This is a genomic window from Rhizobium sp. BK512, assembly GCF_014194915.1.
Classification (GTDB): Bacteria; Pseudomonadota; Alphaproteobacteria; order Rhizobiales; family Rhizobiaceae; genus Rhizobium.
The window spans coordinates 477,932-492,807 of record NZ_JACIAS010000003.1 but is presented as its reverse complement, the minus strand read 5'-3'; the positions used below and the strand labels follow the sequence as shown (position 1 = coordinate 492,807).

Sequence of the window (14,876 nt, the reverse complement as noted above, 5' to 3'; positions counted from 1 at the left end):
GTTGCACTGATGGCTGCTCAGTAGGCTGCGACGACCGGCCAGCGGATTTCGATACCTTCCCGGACGATTTCCCTCTGGAAGTCGTGGAGATGTGCGTCATTTTCCTGGACCTGGTGAGGCTTCAGCCCCTTGTCGAGGCAATGAGCTGCGAGCATGCCGGCCGCTTCGCCGATGTTCCATTCGACGGGGTGCAAGCGATAACAGCCGTTGGTGATATGGGTTGTGCCGATATTCTTGCCGGCCGCGATCAGGTTCGTCATGCGCTGTGGCAGCAGGGCGCCGAGCGGAATCTCGAAGGGGCAGGACGGCACGTCGATATAGTTGTCGCCGCCGGTCGAGGGGTGCAGGTCGATGCGGTACATGCCGATGCCGACGCTGTCGCGATAATTGACCGCGCCCTTGTCACCACGCACCGCATAGGAGAGGTCCTGCTCGGTGATACGGGTGATCGGTTTGATGCGGCGGCTCTCGCGGATATAGGGGGCCATCGCAAGGCCATGTTCGGTGCCGGTGATGTCCCCACGCAGCCGCAGGCCCTGATAGCCCTGGCCGCCATCGATACGCGGCGCCTCCGTCTGCAGCCAATAGAAGACCGAATAGGAAAGATCGGCCGCCGATTTCAGATGCCGTGCCTTATCCTCTTCGGACACGTCGATGATCGTGCCGTCCATGTAATCGATCATCGGCCAGTTCACGAAGCAGATGTCGGACTGGTAGAAACCGGGCTCAAAATTGCGCCGTGCAGCAATGCGGCGAAAGAGCCAGAGATTTTCATCGCCGCCGCCCTTGCGCTGATCGGCATCAACCAGCAGCGGATTGTCGTCGACATTGGGCGTGAAACCGCGGGTAGTGAATTCCAGCGTACGCGGATGCGGCGCGGTAAAGCCAAGCAGCGGGCCACCCCAGAAATGCGGCTGGTACTTGCGCCAGTAGTCGTAATTCTCCGGCTTGTCGATCGTCTGGTCGCCGTCGACGCAATCGACTGCAAAGCAGATCGACACGGCCTGGACGTTGTCCGGCTGCCTTTGCGACGGCGCACTTGGCTCGCCGGTGTCGGATTGCGCCTCGAAACCTTTGACATAGTCTGTACCGGTCATCGGCAACAGGTCGCCGAGCTCGGTAGCATCAAGGATATAGTCGGCCGAGATGACGATCTCGCGTTCGCTATCGCGGTGGCGCACGGTAATCGAGCGCACGCTGTCACCCTCGACATCGGCAGCGACGGGACGGTAGGGCTGCAGCACCCGGAGACGACCGGCGCCGCGATAGGGCATCAGCATCGCTTCCATGACTGCAAGGCTGACGCGTGGCTCAGCACAGATGCGGCTCACCCAGCCGCCGCCGGGATTGAGATCACCCCAGGCGCGGGCGCCCTCGGTCAGCGGATAATTGTCGCGATAATATTGCCGCACGCCGTTGCGCAGCTTGCGGTAGGAGCGGGTTATACCGAATTGTTCGACCCAGGTATGTTCGTCTGATGGCACAGCCTGACTGGTCAGCTGGCCACCGATCCAATCGAATTCCTCGGTCATGATGACGCTCTTGCCGGCCCGGCAGGCGCCAACTGCCGCCGCCACGCCGCCGAGGCCACCGCCCACCACCAGAATATCCGCTCGCATCTCTTTTGCCGCCATGTCTGTCACGCTCTCAGGTCCGTTTCTTGGCTGGTCCGAGGGTTTGCCCCTCGACCGGTTCGCAGGTCAGAAGAATTTGTTCGACGGGAGAGGCATCCTCGATGCGGCGCACCAGCATCGCTGTCGCCTGACGCCCCATTTCCTCGCGAGGAATGTTGAAGGAGGTGAACTGCACATGGCTGCGCTCGGCGCGCACATGACTGCCGAGCACCACGACCGAGAAGTCGTCCGGAATGGACAGGCCGCGTTCGCGCGCGGCTGCTTCGACACGTACCGCATCTGCCAATTCGACGAAAAAGACCGCGCTCGCGCCGCTCTCTGCGATCGCATCAAGTGTTTCGGCTGCACCCCGGCCGACCTCGTCCACATGCAAAACCACTTCCGCATTACCGGTGACCGCGTCCGAAAAACCGCGCCAGCGGTCGACGACGGACTCAGCCGATCCGCTCGGGCCGATGAAGGCCAGTCGGCCATGGCCGAGAGAGCGCGCCTTTTCGACCAGCGCCCGCGTGGCACTGGCATAGTCGCCGCCGACGTAAGGAACGGGTCCGCCTGCGTCCTCACGTCGGCCGATCGCCACGAAGGGATAATCACCGGTTACAAGCCGTTTCAGTTCGGCCCGATCAAATTCACGGCCGAGGACAAGGCAGCCGTCAGCGATCCGCAGCCGATTGCCATCGGCAAACATCTTGCGCTCACGGCCGACGCCGGCGCCGGTCAATAGCAGCAGGTCATAATTCTGCGCCTGCGCCTCTTCCTCGATACCGAGCAGGAAGGGCGCAAAAAAGTCCGCCTGCTCGCTCGGAAAGGCCGGTTCGTAGGTGAAGACACCGAGAATGCGATTAAGACCCTTGGCCATTCGCCGGGCGATCGGATCGGCCACATAGCCTGTCGTGCGGATGACCTGCTGGACGCGCTCACGGGTCTCCTGGGGAATGCGAGCCAGGGCCGTCGGCGCACCGTTCAGCACAAGCGAAACGGTTGCCTGGCTAACGCCCGCCAGCTTCGCAATATCGTGCTGAGTCAAGCGCTTAGTGCCCGCCACGCTGCATCCTCCATATCCCCTCTTGACTGCTAATGCGTATTAGCAGCTAATACGTATAAACAGGATTTGACCGATTGCTGTCAAGCGCGAAAATGTGAGTCGATCGATGACGTTTGCAGAGCATTTGAAATCGCTTGGATTTTCCGGAATCCGCGTATTCGGCGACAGCATCAGCGCCGGGTTCAATGCCAGCCATCCGCATCTGGCCTGGCCGGCGCTGTTTGCGGCCGAGCTAAGCGCATTGACGCTCCGCAATCATGCGGTCCCAGGGACGGTGCTGCAGGCATCACCGCTTGCCGACGGTAGAGCCCGAGCAGACAACGGCGTCAGCAGGTATGCCGGCGCCCTGCTCGATGCCCCGCATCGCGACGCGATCCTCATCCTCTACGGCTATAACGACGCCCGCTACATGGCTGCGCCTGACAGCATGAACGCGAAGAGCTTCAGTCGTGACTATGCGAATATGCTGGAGAGACTGATCGAAGCGGGCCATGCGGAAAGACTTGCGATCGGCAGTCCGCCCTATATTCCCGGCAGCGGTTTCTCAGTCGGAAGTGCCGGCTTTACCGGCCAGACACGCCAGGGCTTTGAAGTCTATGTCCGCGCCGTGCGCGAGCTGGCGCAGGCTTTTCGCATCTTCTATGCGCCTGTCTACGAACAGATGAAAGCATGTGGCGATGGCGCACTGGCGTCGCCCGATCTAACGCACCCCAATGATGCCGGTCATCGCGTCATCTGCGACGCGTTTAGACATGCCATCATTCATGAGAAACCGGCTTTGGCCCCGGGCGAGACTTTGGGCCGAGCATGAGACGTTGGAAATCGGCGAGGCTCTCTCTACGGGGAGAAGATGCCGACGGGAAAGAGGTCGAAGCGACCGGCAGACAACCGGTCGCTTGCCTCAGGCTTTCAACGCGCGCTGTATTTTGCGTCGAGCTCATCGATCGCGGAGACATTGCCGGCCGAACGGCCATTCTGGTCGAATGTCTGAGCGAGGAACGCGTCGGCGATCGACTTCGCGAGCTCAGGCCCAATGACACGCGCGCCCATCGTGATGATCTGCGCGTTGTTGGAAAGGGCGGCACGCTCGGCCGAATATGTGTCGTGCGTCAATGCAGCGCGGATGCCAGGCACCTTGTTGGCCGAAATGCAGACACCGATGCCGGTGCCGCAGATCAGGATTGCCTTGTCATAGGTGCCGTCGATCACGCCCGAGGCAACGCGATCCGAAAGGTTGGCATAGAACGGATCGAGCCCGTCGTTGATGCGCGACACTTCATGGACATCGAACCGATCCTTGAGGTGTTCGGCAAGCACCTTGGCGAGACCTTCGCCGGCACTGTCTCCAGCAATTGCAAGCTTCATCTTTTTTCTCCTTGGAGTTTGGTGGCACATTTCGCGAGGATGTCGAGATAGCCCTCGACGTTCCAGGCGGAACGGCCGATGAAGAGTCCGTCGATATGCGGGCTCGAAATCAGTTCCTCGCAGTTCTGCGGATTGACCGACCCGCCGTAGAGGCAGGGGATTTTTCGCCCGAGTACGGCTTCAGCAACCGCAATGATCTCGGCCTGGCGGGCATCGGCATAGTCGGCCGTTGCCGGAATGCCTCTTTCGCCGATCGCCCAGACAGGCTCGTAGGCAAGCAGGATTTCCGCCGATTTCTGTTCGCCGGACAGCTTCGACAAGGCCCCGCGAACCTGGACTGCGAGAATTTCCGCGGCTTTTCCGCTCTCCCGGTCGGCAAGTGTTTCGCCGATACAGATCAGCGGGATCAGGCCGTGGCGAACCGCCGCCTCGGTCTTCAGCCCGACAGTCTCGTTCGTCTCTCCGAAAAACTCCCGCCGCTCCGAATGCCCGAGCTCGACGATATCGAGATCGCAATCCTTCAGCATCAAGGGGGAGATTTCGCCCGTCCAGGCGCCCTGGTCCGCCCAATGCATGTTCTGCGCACCGACCTTGACGGAGGTCTTCGCAAGCATGCGCTTGACCTCCCGCACAGCGGTAAACGGCGGGATCACGAAGCGCTGGATGATGGGATCGCGCATAGCATCGGCCGCCTCGAGGCCGCGGGCAAAATGCTCGGCCTCGGCGAGCGTCTTGTTCATCTTCCAGCTGGTGCCAATCCAGAAGCGTGGTTTCTCCGTCATGCCTGATCCTGCGCTGGTGCGATGGTGAGCTTGATACCCACCCGATCGAATTCGTCGAGAACAGCGGCCGATGGCGCGCTGTCGGTGATAACAGTGTCGAAATCAGTCAGATCCGCCATGACATGCAGCGCCGTGTGGCCGATCCGCTGGTGGTTGACCAGGAGGCAGCTCCTGGCCGAAGACGCGATCATCGCCCGCTTGGCGCGAACGACATTGTCGTCCATGTGATAGGCGAGCCTGCCGCTGACCGCGGGCGTCGAAATGAATGCGATATCAGCCCTCAGACGTGACAGCGATTCCTCCGTAACGACGCCGAGATAGGCGTTGAACTTCGCGGAATAGATGCCGCCGAGTGCAATCAGGGTGATACCGTTCTCGCCCTTCAGCCGTTCCATGATCGCCGCATTGTTGGTGATCACCGTCAGCGGTCGCTTACGCAACAGCATCTCGCCGAGAACCGCAGCCATCGATCCGTCATTGACCATGACCGTCATGCCCGGTTCGACAATGGCCAGCGCTTCTTGCGCCATCGCAACCTTGGCTTCCCCGCCCTGACGCTCGCGAATGCGAAAATCGCTCTCGAATTGCGTTCCGGCATCGATCGTCGCGCCACCGCGTACCTTACGCAGGACACCCGCCTGCTCGAGGTCGTCGAGATCGCGGTGAATGGTCATCTTCGAAACGGAAAAACGTTCAGCAAGATCATCCACTTCGACGGTCTTGCCCTCGACAAGCAGATTGACGATCAGCTGCTGGCGTTCTTCCCGTTTCATTGTTCTCAATCCTGATTACCAACAAAGTAACACAAAAATTGTGAAAATCAACAATTCACAATGTTATTATGTGACAAATGTTCGTTACCAAACGTCAGGCAAGAAGGGCTCGCGCGGTCCGTTCGTCCGTAATCAACCCATGCAGGCGTCGGCTGCGCAGGATCGCCCGTATCGCCGCCACCTTGGCCTGTCCGCCTGCCAGGGCCACGAGGCGTTCCTTCGTCGCTGTCGGAAAAGATGCCGAAAGGGTACGCCCAGACAGTGCTGTATCGAGGATTTGGCCGTCCGCGTTGAAAAAGTGACCGAGTATTTCACCGACGCCGCCCGCGGCAGCGATATCTTCGATCTCGCCCGGTTCGACCAGGCCAGAGAGCACCAGCTGGGCCTCGGCGTCCACCGTACCCAGGCCGACGAGCTTCAGGTCGGCGTCATTGGCGAGATCGAATACTTCCTTGACGCCACGCTGTGCCCTCAGCACCTCTCGGTCCTCGGCGGTATTGGCGAAGAAGGGAACCGGCATGACATAGGCATGCGTGCCGGTCTTTTCCGCGATACGGTGCATGACGTCGTAGGGATTGGCACCGTAATTTCGCGTGAGACCGCCAAGCAGGGAAACGAAGCGTATGTCCTTCGCATTTGTCCGCGGCATATACTGAACGGCAGCCGAAAGCGTGCGGCCGTGGCCAAGGCCAATGACTGCGTGATCACCGTGTTCGATCTCGCGCTTCAGATAGCCGGCTCCCGCGTGACCGAGCGCGCGCAGCGGCAAGCCCTCTTCGCCAAGATCGGGTGCTACCTCGCAATATTGCAGTCCGAAGCGCTCGGCGAGCTGCGCCTCCAGTTCGACGCATTCGACGATATCGCCGTCGATCGTGACCTTGACGACACCATCGGCAACGGCTCGCGCGATGAGCCGATGCGCCTTCACCGAGGGTATGCCGAGGCGCCGGGCAACGTCGGACTGTGTCAATCCGCCGGCGTAATGAAGCCAGGCGGCCCGCACGGCAAGTGTATCATCGGCATCCGTCATCGCCGCACCCTTCCCATTTCTTCGACGGCTATACCGCCTGACAACAAGCAGCCCTTGTAAATCGCCGGCTCATATCTTCAAGTCCACGGCGCCGGTGTCGATATGCGGCGCCCAGAAGGCGACGCTTTCGGCAATCTGCGCGATAACCTCGCGATCATTCGGTTCGCGTTCCTTGAAGGAAAGTTCGAGACAGATCTCGTTGTCATCGGCACCGCCTGCCGCGAAAGCCTCCAACAGCGGGGCGGGTTGTATCCGCCCTTTGGCATTGAATTCCGCCGTGAACGGCCGGTGGCCGCCCTTGTCCATCAGGCTCTGCTTGATGTGGATGATCGGCGACAGCTTCGGCACGGCCCGCGCCCAGGCATAGGGGTCATAGTCGTCGGGATTGTCGGAGGTGACGTCGCCGTGGTCGATATCGGCCATCATCCACATCGGCACCGCCATATCGGCAGCGCTCAATCGCGCCTGCAGCGAAAGGCAGGATTGGATCGTGTCACCGAATTCACGGCCGATGCTCATCGGCTCCCAGAAGATGTAGGAAAGACCGGCGGCACTGGCATGCTCTGCGACTTCGCGCCAGCAGTCGATGGCGATCTTTGTCAGCTCCTCGCGCCGGCTTGCGTCGTCGAAATCCTTGTAGGTGAAGATCGCGAATTGCGTTCCGACGGAATGTCCGCCGAGATCGGCAGTAATGTCGGCAAAGGTCTTGAACCAGTCCACGTAATAGCGGCGGACCTCGGCATCCGGATGCCCGAAATGGTTCAGCCGTCCATAAGGTCCGGTCATGCCCGAGGTAACGCGAACGCCGGTACGCGCCAACGCAGCTTTCATCTGGCGGGTCAGGCGGCGGATGACAGGGGCTTGCCAGCTTGGATTGATGAATTCATGCGTCAGCTGGAGATCGCGGATGCGCAGGTCTCGCGCCACCGTCTCGATCAAGTCGTCCGGGTCGGCAAAGCGGTTCACAAGCGGGTTGGTATTCAGCGAAAGCGAAAGCGGCATCAAGACCTCCTCAGGCGGCGGCAAGATGGGATGAAGCAAACCAGTCGGCAAAGGCTGCCCGTTCTGCCTCGCTCAGATGCAGGTAGTGCTTGGTGCGGCGATAGAGGACGTCCTCGGCGGTCTCCGCCCATTCGTTGGCAGCGAGATAACGGGCCTCCGCCTCATAGAGCTGCCCGCCGAAATGGCGGCCAAGTCCTTGCAGTTCCGTTGCCCCCGCAATCAGGTTCTTCGTACGCGTGCCATAGAGACGGCCATAGTGATGGACGAGCTTGCGCGGCATCCACGGATAGCTGTCACGCAGGCTGTTGGCGAAAGTCTCGTAGTCGGCGTTGGGCATGTCCCCGCCCGGCAGCGGTGCCTTTTCCGTCCAGTCGCCGCCCATGTTCGGGAAGATGTGCCTGAGGCGCTGCATGCCGCGTTCGGCAAGCTCCCGGAAAGTCGTGATCTTGCCGCCGAAGACATTGAGAAGCGGCGCTCCCCCGGTCTCATCAAGATCGAACACATAGTCGCGGGTCACCGCTGATGGATTGCCCTTGCCGTCGTCAAACAACGGGCGCACGCCCGAGAAGCTGTGTAATACGTCCCGGCGGCGCAGCTTCTCCTTGAAATAGCGGTTCACCGCCTTCAGCAGATAGTCGATTTCCGCCTCATCGGCTGCGACATCCTCGGCTCGGCCTTCATAGGCGATATCGGTCGTTCCGATCAGCGCCTTGTCGCCTTCGTAAGGGTTGATGAAAATGACGCGTTTGTCGTGATTCTGAACCAGGTAGGCATTGGAACCGGCCCAGAATTTCGGCACGATGATGTGGCTGCCCTTGACGAGACGCACATTGCGGCTGGAATTGGAGCCGGCGACGCGGTTGATGATGTCGGTGACCCACGGGCCGGCGCAATTGACGAGACATCTGGCGCGGAACGTCCGCATCTCGCCGCTGGTGCTGCTTTTCGTCGTGATCGTCCATTGGCCGTTTTCCCGGCGTGCCGACACAGCCGGCGAGCGGGTCAGCACCAGGGCGCCCTTCTCGGCAGCGCTCACCGCATTCAACGTGACGAGGCGGGCATCGTCCACCCAGCAATCCGAATATTCGAAGCCGCGCGTATATTGATCGAGTATGGGCGTGCCTTCGGGATCGCGCAGCAGATTGAGCGTGCGGGTGCCCGGCAGCTTCTTGCGCCCGCCGAGATGATCATAGAGGAAAAGGCCGAGCCGGACGAGCCAAGCGGGGCGATCCTCGGGACTGTGCGGCAGCACGAAACGCATCGGCCAGATGATGTGCGGAGCCGCGTTGAGCAGCACCTCGCGCTCGATCAGCGCCTCCCGTACCAGTCGGAATTCGTAGTATTCCAGATAACGAAGGCCGCCATGCACGAGCTTGCCAGAGCGGGAGGAGGTGCCCTGCGCCAGGTCGTCCTTTTCACATAAGGCGACTTTCAAGCCGCGCCCGGCAGCATCGCGGGCAATTCCCGCGCCGTTGATGCCGCCGCCGATGACGAAAAGATCCAGGATTTCGGGTTCAGTCATGTCATGCTCCCTCGGATGCCTTTTGCATCAGCGATTCATTTTGCGGACGGCGCCGCCGCGGCTCTGGCCAATGCCTCCCAGGCAGCGGGCATGGCCTTTCGGATATCGGCATAGGCGGAAAAAAGGAGATCGAAGCGTGCAGCTTCCTCACTGACCGGCACTTCGGCTTCGCCGAGCAGTGGCGTGACCCAATCGGCGATGCAATCGTCCATGGTCCTGTAGGCGCCGATTGCCACAGCAGCCATCATCGCAGCACCTGCAGCTCCGGTCTCTTCGCGACGCGACAGGCGGATCGGCGCCTTGAGCGAGGCGGTGAGCGAACGGCGCAGCGCGCTCGAACGCACGGCGCCGCCGGTGACGCGCAGTTCGTCCGGCATCTCGCCCATGGCCGCATAACAATCGCGCGTCGCCAATGCCAGACCTTCGACAACCGCGCGAACGAGGTCCGGAAATCCATGACGGACCGAAAGACCGGAAAAGCCTGCCCTGGCCTGGGCATTGACGAAAGGTCCACGCTCCCCGGCCTCGGAAATATAGGGGTGATAGACGACCGATCCGGGCTGGCTTTCGAAAAACCAGCGGTCGATCCTGGCGACGAGCTCGGTGTGAGTGGCAGGTTTTCCGGCCTCCGCCATCAGATGGGCAGCCATCTCAAGCAGCCAGTCGATATTGATCGTCGCACCCATATTGGTCTGCACCTGGGTAACGGTATCAGGGATCGGCAGGGCAATGACGTAGCCGGTGCCCTCTCGGTTGAGATGGACGTCAGCCACTGGCTTTGCGCGCAGATGCACGCCGGTCGAACCAATCGTCGAACAGGCTGCATTGCGCCCGCCGCTGCGAACACCGGCACCGAGCGCGGTCATCACCATGTCGACGTAGCCAAGACTGACAGGCGTGCCGGCCAGCAGGCCGCAGGCCCGCGCCGCTTCCGCCGTCAGCGGATGGCTGATCTCGGTTCCATCGACAATCTCCGGCAGAAGCGTGCGGCGATGCGTCAACCCGAGGGCGTCAATGGCGACGGGCGAATACTGCCGGGTTCTGAAATCACCAAAGGTAAAGCTTGCCTCGGAAGGGTCGGTCGCCCGCACACCGGTAAAATTGAGATAGAGCCAGTCCTTGCAGTGCAGCGCCGTTTCCGCTCCGTCCAGAAGCTCTGGCGCCACCCGATCCATATGCGCGAGCTGCGCGCCCTGCTGGCAGGTATTCAGTCCCGTGCCCGTCTGCTCGAAACGCGCCCTGTCCGTTTCCCGGCCGGCAAGGGATACCACAGTCGGCGCGGCACGCGCGTCGAGCCAGAGCCAGGCATCGGCGACAGGCTGATTTCCGGAACCGACCAGCCATGTTCCGTCCCCCTGCCCCGTCACCGCGATCGCCGCGGTGCGCGACGCAAGACCCTCAACCTTCTCGCCAAGGCCGCGAAGCGCGCCGACACAATCCTGCCATGTCTGCGCGAGCGACTGCGTGGCCGAACCATCACTGCCGCTTGAATACTTGTTGCGAACCGATGCTGCGGCGATCTGGCGGCCGGAAAGGTCGAAGGCAACCGCCTTGATGACCGAAGTTCCCGCATCGATACCAATGATGACTTGGCGGCTAACGTCCATCACGGATTATCCGGCAAAAACGTCGAACATTGCGAGGAGCAAAACACGCGTCGAATTCATCTCTCATCCTCCTGGTCGGCACAACCAGCAAAGGTTGCAGGCGACCACATTTCGAATTCACGAGCAAGCCGGCCGGCGCGCAGTCCCGCCTTTGATATTCGATACTTTTCGGAGCGCCCGCGCGCTTCATCAAAAAGATAACACAAAGATATCATTGGTACAGTAAGTTTTTTCTCGCAATGAAATTTTTTTCAGATAAAATAATAGCAATCTGTTCGATGAGCAGCGAGAGCCGCCGCGACTATCGGCGACACTGGCGTCACGGTGCGGGCACGGATGTCAGAATAATTTATCTTCTAATATCAGATATCTAGAATAGCATAGCCCGCTAGATGAGCGCCTTCGCAGTCGACACGAACCCCGGGGGAAAGACGCTTTTTCCGGACGCCGATCACGCTTCGAATGTTATGTTGTCAGCGTCAGTTCACAAAACTCCTGTTGACAGACGAACAATTTTATAACATGATTTTTGACAGAATTACCATTTACCTATCATGCAGGCATTGCTGCTGAGGGATTTGCGGTCCGGGCGATTGAAGGAGACAAGCGCCTGTCCCGACACGTAGGAGGTACGGATGCACAATCTTTCCGGCTATCATCACGCCACAGACAGCGACCGGCGAGACAGGGTCCCGACTACTCGCGCGCTTCTCGGAGCATGCCGTCTTCGATGAAGCAGCCATAGGCTTTGCCAACTTCCTCCCGCCTTCGCCGTAAATCCGACCAGCCGCAAAGGTCGCCAGCAATGAATACTCAGCCCGCCCACGCAGCCTCCGCGCCAGGCAAAAGCAACTTGAAGATGATCGTCACCGCCGTTGCGGCTATCGTGGTCATCGGCGCCATCGCGCTCGATACCACGGTTGTGAAGATCGGCTCGGAAGACGACGTCAGGCAGCAGGCATTTTCTCCGGAAGCCTTTGGGGCGGAGCAGTTCCCGAAAATCCAGGCGGATGTCGAAAAGCGAGCGGTGGCTGCGATTGACCTGGCGACGGCAATCGCTGCCGACAAGAAGGCGGCCGGCGAGAAATACGGCGTTGCCACGAGCACAGGCCCGGTCATCCCGGTGACACTGACCGGCACCTTCGGTGAACGCAAATCCAATACCAACGAAATGAAGATCGACGGACTTCCCCCCGAGACGGTGGTCCGTGTCCAGACCGGCCCTGCGGTCAATGGCACGGACCTCCGCGATGCCACGGGCACAATTCACTTCGGCCAATTCACCAATCAGATCCAGTATCAGGACGCCGGGTCGGCCATCAACAACGAGATGAAGAAGGCCGTATTCGCCGGCCTTGATCCGGACCAGCTCAATGGCAAGACGGCAACTGTCGTCGGCGTCTTCAGGCTCATCAACCCCAAAAACTGGCTCGTTACCCCAGTCAAGGTCGACGTCAAATGAGCCAGCCGATCCCCACATCAAAAGGCCTTGGCGAGGTGGTCCTGGCCGCCCGCAACATCGCCAAAACCTACGGTAGCGTGCATGCCCTCAAGGGTGTCAATTTCGATATCCGCCGCGGTCAGGTCACCACGCTGTTCGGCGAGAACGGCGCGGGCAAATCGACGCTGATGAAAATCCTTTCGGGCGTCGTCCAGCCTACGTCGGGCGAGATCATTCTCGATGGTGCGCCGATCAGCTTCAACTCTTCGACCCACGCGCGCGACTGCGGCATCTCGATCATTCACCAGGAACTCAGCCTAGCGCCCAATCTCAGCGTGCGCGACAACATCTTCATGGGCCGTGAGATCATCAAGAGCGGCGTGGTCGACTTCGCGGAAGAGGAACGCCAGACGCGCCTTTTGATGGAGGCATTGGAAGAGGAGATCGATCCGCTGACCAAGGTGGAGGATCTTCGTCTCGGCCAGCAGCAGATCGTCGAAATTGCCCGGGCGCTATCCGTCAATTCGCGTATCCTGATCATGGACGAGCCGACGTCGGCGCTGAGCGCCACGGAAGTGGAGGTGCTTTTCAGGGTTATCCACGACCTGACCAATCGCGGCGTGTCGATCGTCTATATCTCGCATCATCTCGAGGAGGCGCTGCAGATCACCAACCACGCCGTCGTGCTGCGCGACGGTACCATGACCGCCTATGCGCAACGCAAGGACGTCGATCTCGAATGGATCGTGCGAAACATGGTGGGCGACAACTTCGATCTCGGCAGTCCGCCTGAAGGTTATGCCTTCGGTAAGCCTGCACTTTCGATCGACAACCTCACCGTCCCGGGTCCCGCCGGATCAGCCTTGAATTCCGTCGACCGCTTGTCGCTGGATGTGCGCGCCGGGGAGGTCGTCTGCATCTACGGCCTGATGGGCGCCGGCCGCACCGAGCTTCTGGAATGTGTGGCCGGACGGTTGCGCGCCAGTGGCGGCACCGTCAGGCTTGAAGGCCAAGATGTCGGGCATCTGAGCATCGCCGGACGCATCGCAAGCGGCCTTGTGCTGGTGCCGGAGGATCGCCAGCGCGACGGCCTCGTCCAGACGATGACCGTCGGCTCCAACCTCTCGCTCGCCAGCATCGGCGCCTTTACCAAAGGGCTGTTCACATCCGGCCGTCGCGAGCGCGAGCTTGTCGATGCCTCCATTCGCAAAGTCCACGTCAAGACCGATGGTGGCGAGGCGGCCATCGGTTCGCTGTCGGGTGGCAATCAACAAAAGGTGGTCATCGGCAAGATGCTGGCGACAGACCCGAAGGTCATTCTTCTCGACGAGCCGAGCCGCGGCATCGACATCGGCGCCAAGGCGGAAGTCTTCAAGCTTCTTGCCGAACGCGCCCGGCAGGGTCTAGCCGTCATCTATTCGACTTCCGAGGTCAACGAGTGCCTGAGCATCGCGCACCGCATCATCGTCATGCATCGCGGCCGCATCTCGGCTGAATTCGGTGCTGACGTCACCAAGGAAAAGATTATGGCCGCTTCCGGCGAAGCCGTGGTCGCGCACTAGCCCGGAATTATGGAGCACTGATCATGTCAGTCACGAACATCACAGAAAAGCAGTCAGTGTCGCATGGGCAAAAGCGCAACATCAACCTCGTGCGCCTGATCCTGGAAGGCCGCGCCTTCTTCGCGCTGATCGTCATCATTGCGGTCTTCTCGTTCCTGTCGCCCTATTACTTCAGCCTGAGTAACTTCCTGACCATGGCCTCGCATGTCGCGATCTTCGGCATCCTGGCGATCGGCATGCTTCTGGTGATCCTGAATGGCGGCATCGATCTTTCGGTCGGCTCGACGCTCGGGCTCGCGGGTTGCATTGCCGGCTTTATGATGAAGGGTGTGACGCTGGACGCCTTCGGCGTCATTCTCTATCCGCCGGTGTGGGCCGTCGTGGTTATCACCTGCGTCCTCGGTGGCGTTGTCGGCGCGGTCAACGGCGTGCTGATTGCCTATCTGAAGGTACCCGCCTTCGTCGCCTCGCTCGGCGTGCTTTATGTCGCCCGCGGTGTCGCGCTGCTGATGACCAATGGCCTGACCTACAACGATCTCGACGGCAGCCCCGAACTCGGCAATACCGGCTTCGACTGGCTCGGATTCAACCGCCTCGCGGGCATTCCGATCGGTGTCATCGTGCTCGCCGTGCTTGCGATCATCTTCGGCATTGTCCTCAGCCGAACGGCGTTCGGCCGCTGGCTTTACGCCTCTGGCGGCAACGAACGCGCTGCCGATCTCTCGGGCGTGCCGGTCAAGCGTGTCAAGATCATCGTATACGTGCTTTCTGGCGTCTGCGCGGCAATTGCCGGTCTGGTCCTGTCGTCGCAGCTGACCTCCGCCGGCCCGACCGCCGGCACGACCTACGAATTGACGGCGATCGCAGCCGTCGTCATCGGCGGAGCGGCCCTGACCGGCGGGCGCGGCACCGTTCGCGGCACGATGCTCGGCGCCTTCGTGATCGGCTTCCTGTCGGACGGGCTCGTGATCATCGGCGTCTCGGCCTACTGGCAGACCGTCTTTACCGGCGCGGTCATCGTTCTCGCCGTCCTCATGAACAGCATCCAATACGGACGCCGGACAAAATCGTCCTGACTTCAGCAGAACTTATCCGCGACGGCAACTGGATTTC

Annotated in this window: 13 protein-coding genes; 4 read left to right on the top strand and 9 right to left on the bottom strand. The window is 60.7% G+C overall.

From position 1 onward, the window contains the following. Nucleotides 1–17: 17 nt before the first annotated feature. Both FHX06_RS13145 and FHX06_RS13140 read right to left on the bottom strand, forming a co-directional pair. Nucleotides 18–1,619, bottom strand: a complete 1,602-nt coding sequence (locus FHX06_RS13145) for an FAD-dependent oxidoreductase (RefSeq protein WP_113212949.1) — start codon at nucleotides 1,617–1,619, stop codon at nucleotides 18–20. 28 nt (nucleotides 1,620–1,647) lie between these two features. Beyond that, a complete protein-coding gene (locus tag FHX06_RS13140) occupies nucleotides 1,648–2,679 on the bottom strand; it encodes a LacI family DNA-binding transcriptional regulator (protein WP_113212930.1) in 1,032 nt (343 codons plus the stop codon). Nucleotides 2,680–2,785: 106 nt separating this feature from the next. Between FHX06_RS13140 and FHX06_RS13135 the strand changes: the two genes are divergently transcribed. Further along, entirely contained in the window at nucleotides 2,786–3,490 is a 705-nt protein-coding gene (locus FHX06_RS13135; protein ID WP_113212931.1) for an SGNH/GDSL hydrolase family protein, read from the top strand. A gap of 98 nt (nucleotides 3,491–3,588) precedes the next feature. On the opposite strand, the gene FHX06_RS13130 is transcribed toward FHX06_RS13135, so the two are convergent. From FHX06_RS13130 to FHX06_RS13100, 7 genes are all read right to left on the bottom strand, one after another. After that, nucleotides 3,589–4,044 (bottom strand): RpiB/LacA/LacB family sugar-phosphate isomerase, encoded by a 456-nt coding sequence (locus tag FHX06_RS13130; RefSeq protein ID WP_112546469.1) that lies wholly within the window; start codon nucleotides 4,042–4,044, stop codon nucleotides 3,589–3,591. After that, entirely contained in the window at nucleotides 4,041–4,826 is a 786-nt protein-coding gene (locus FHX06_RS13125; RefSeq protein WP_113212932.1) for a triose-phosphate isomerase, read from the bottom strand. Before FHX06_RS13125 ends, FHX06_RS13130 begins: the two co-directional genes overlap by 4 nt. Continuing rightward, on the bottom strand, nucleotides 4,823–5,599 hold the full coding sequence (locus FHX06_RS13120; RefSeq protein WP_113208610.1) for a DeoR/GlpR family DNA-binding transcription regulator: 777 nt from the start codon (nucleotides 5,597–5,599) through the stop codon (nucleotides 4,823–4,825). Before FHX06_RS13120 ends, FHX06_RS13125 begins: the two co-directional genes overlap by 4 nt. A gap of 94 nt (nucleotides 5,600–5,693) precedes the next feature. Further along, nucleotides 5,694–6,629, bottom strand: coding sequence for a sugar-binding transcriptional regulator (locus tag FHX06_RS13115; RefSeq protein ID WP_113212933.1), 936 nt, complete (start codon nucleotides 6,627–6,629; stop codon nucleotides 5,694–5,696). Nucleotides 6,630–6,698: 69 nt separating this feature from the next. Continuing rightward, on the bottom strand, nucleotides 6,699–7,631 hold the full coding sequence (locus FHX06_RS13110; protein ID WP_113212934.1) for a sugar phosphate isomerase/epimerase family protein: 933 nt from the start codon (nucleotides 7,629–7,631) through the stop codon (nucleotides 6,699–6,701). 10 nt (nucleotides 7,632–7,641) lie between these two features. Further along, complete coding sequence (locus FHX06_RS13105; protein WP_113212935.1) at nucleotides 7,642–9,153, bottom strand: glycerol-3-phosphate dehydrogenase; 1,512 nt, start codon at nucleotides 9,151–9,153, stop codon at nucleotides 7,642–7,644. Between the two features lie 35 nt (nucleotides 9,154–9,188). After that, on the bottom strand, nucleotides 9,189–10,760 hold the full coding sequence (locus tag FHX06_RS13100; protein ID WP_113212936.1) for an FGGY-family carbohydrate kinase: 1,572 nt from the start codon (nucleotides 10,758–10,760) through the stop codon (nucleotides 9,189–9,191). An 805-nt stretch (nucleotides 10,761–11,565) separates the two neighbouring features. Here FHX06_RS13100 and FHX06_RS13095 point away from each other — a divergent pair. Genes FHX06_RS13095 through FHX06_RS13085 form a run of 3 tightly spaced genes read left to right on the top strand, consistent with a single transcriptional unit; the run spans nucleotide 11,566 to nucleotide 14,839 of the window. After that, on the top strand, nucleotides 11,566–12,222 hold the full coding sequence (locus FHX06_RS13095) for a DUF2291 family protein (protein WP_113212937.1): 657 nt from the start codon (nucleotides 11,566–11,568) through the stop codon (nucleotides 12,220–12,222). Then, a complete protein-coding gene (locus FHX06_RS13090) occupies nucleotides 12,219–13,763 on the top strand; it encodes a sugar ABC transporter ATP-binding protein (protein ID WP_113212938.1) in 1,545 nt (514 codons plus the stop codon). Before FHX06_RS13095 ends, FHX06_RS13090 begins: the two co-directional genes overlap by 4 nt. A 23-nt stretch (nucleotides 13,764–13,786) precedes the next feature. Next, nucleotides 13,787–14,839, top strand: a complete 1,053-nt coding sequence (locus FHX06_RS13085; RefSeq protein WP_113014563.1) for an ABC transporter permease — start codon at nucleotides 13,787–13,789, stop codon at nucleotides 14,837–14,839. Nucleotides 14,840–14,876 lie beyond the last annotated feature (37 nt).

Excerpts from the sequence above, each read along its gene's own strand:
- FHX06_RS13145 (WP_113212949.1), bottom strand. The coding sequence starts at position 1,619 with ATGCGAGCGGATATTCTGGTGGTGGGCGGTGGCCTCGGCGGCGTGGCG.
- FHX06_RS13135 (WP_113212931.1), top strand. The coding sequence starts at position 2,786 with ATGACGTTTGCAGAGCATTTGAAATCGCTTGGATTTTCCGGAATCCGC.
- FHX06_RS13130 (WP_112546469.1), bottom strand. The coding sequence starts at position 4,044 with ATGAAGCTTGCAATTGCTGGAGACAGTGCCGGCGAAGGTCTCGCCAAG.
- FHX06_RS13125 (WP_113212932.1), bottom strand. The coding sequence starts at position 4,826 with ATGACGGAGAAACCACGCTTCTGGATTGGCACCAGCTGGAAGATGAAC.
- FHX06_RS13120 (WP_113208610.1), bottom strand. The coding sequence starts at position 5,599 with ATGAAACGGGAAGAACGCCAGCAGCTGATCGTCAATCTGCTTGTCGAG.
- FHX06_RS13115 (WP_113212933.1), bottom strand. The coding sequence starts at position 6,629 with ATGACGGATGCCGATGATACACTTGCCGTGCGGGCCGCCTGGCTTCAT.
- FHX06_RS13110 (WP_113212934.1), bottom strand. The coding sequence starts at position 7,631 with ATGCCGCTTTCGCTTTCGCTGAATACCAACCCGCTTGTGAACCGCTTT.
- FHX06_RS13105 (WP_113212935.1), bottom strand. The coding sequence starts at position 9,153 with ATGACTGAACCCGAAATCCTGGATCTTTTCGTCATCGGCGGCGGCATC.
- FHX06_RS13100 (WP_113212936.1), bottom strand. The coding sequence starts at position 10,760 with ATGGACGTTAGCCGCCAAGTCATCATTGGTATCGATGCGGGAACTTCG.
- FHX06_RS13095 (WP_113212937.1), top strand. The coding sequence starts at position 11,566 with ATGAATACTCAGCCCGCCCACGCAGCCTCCGCGCCAGGCAAAAGCAAC.
- FHX06_RS13090 (WP_113212938.1), top strand. The coding sequence starts at position 12,219 with ATGAGCCAGCCGATCCCCACATCAAAAGGCCTTGGCGAGGTGGTCCTG.
- FHX06_RS13085 (WP_113014563.1), top strand. The coding sequence starts at position 13,787 with ATGTCAGTCACGAACATCACAGAAAAGCAGTCAGTGTCGCATGGGCAA.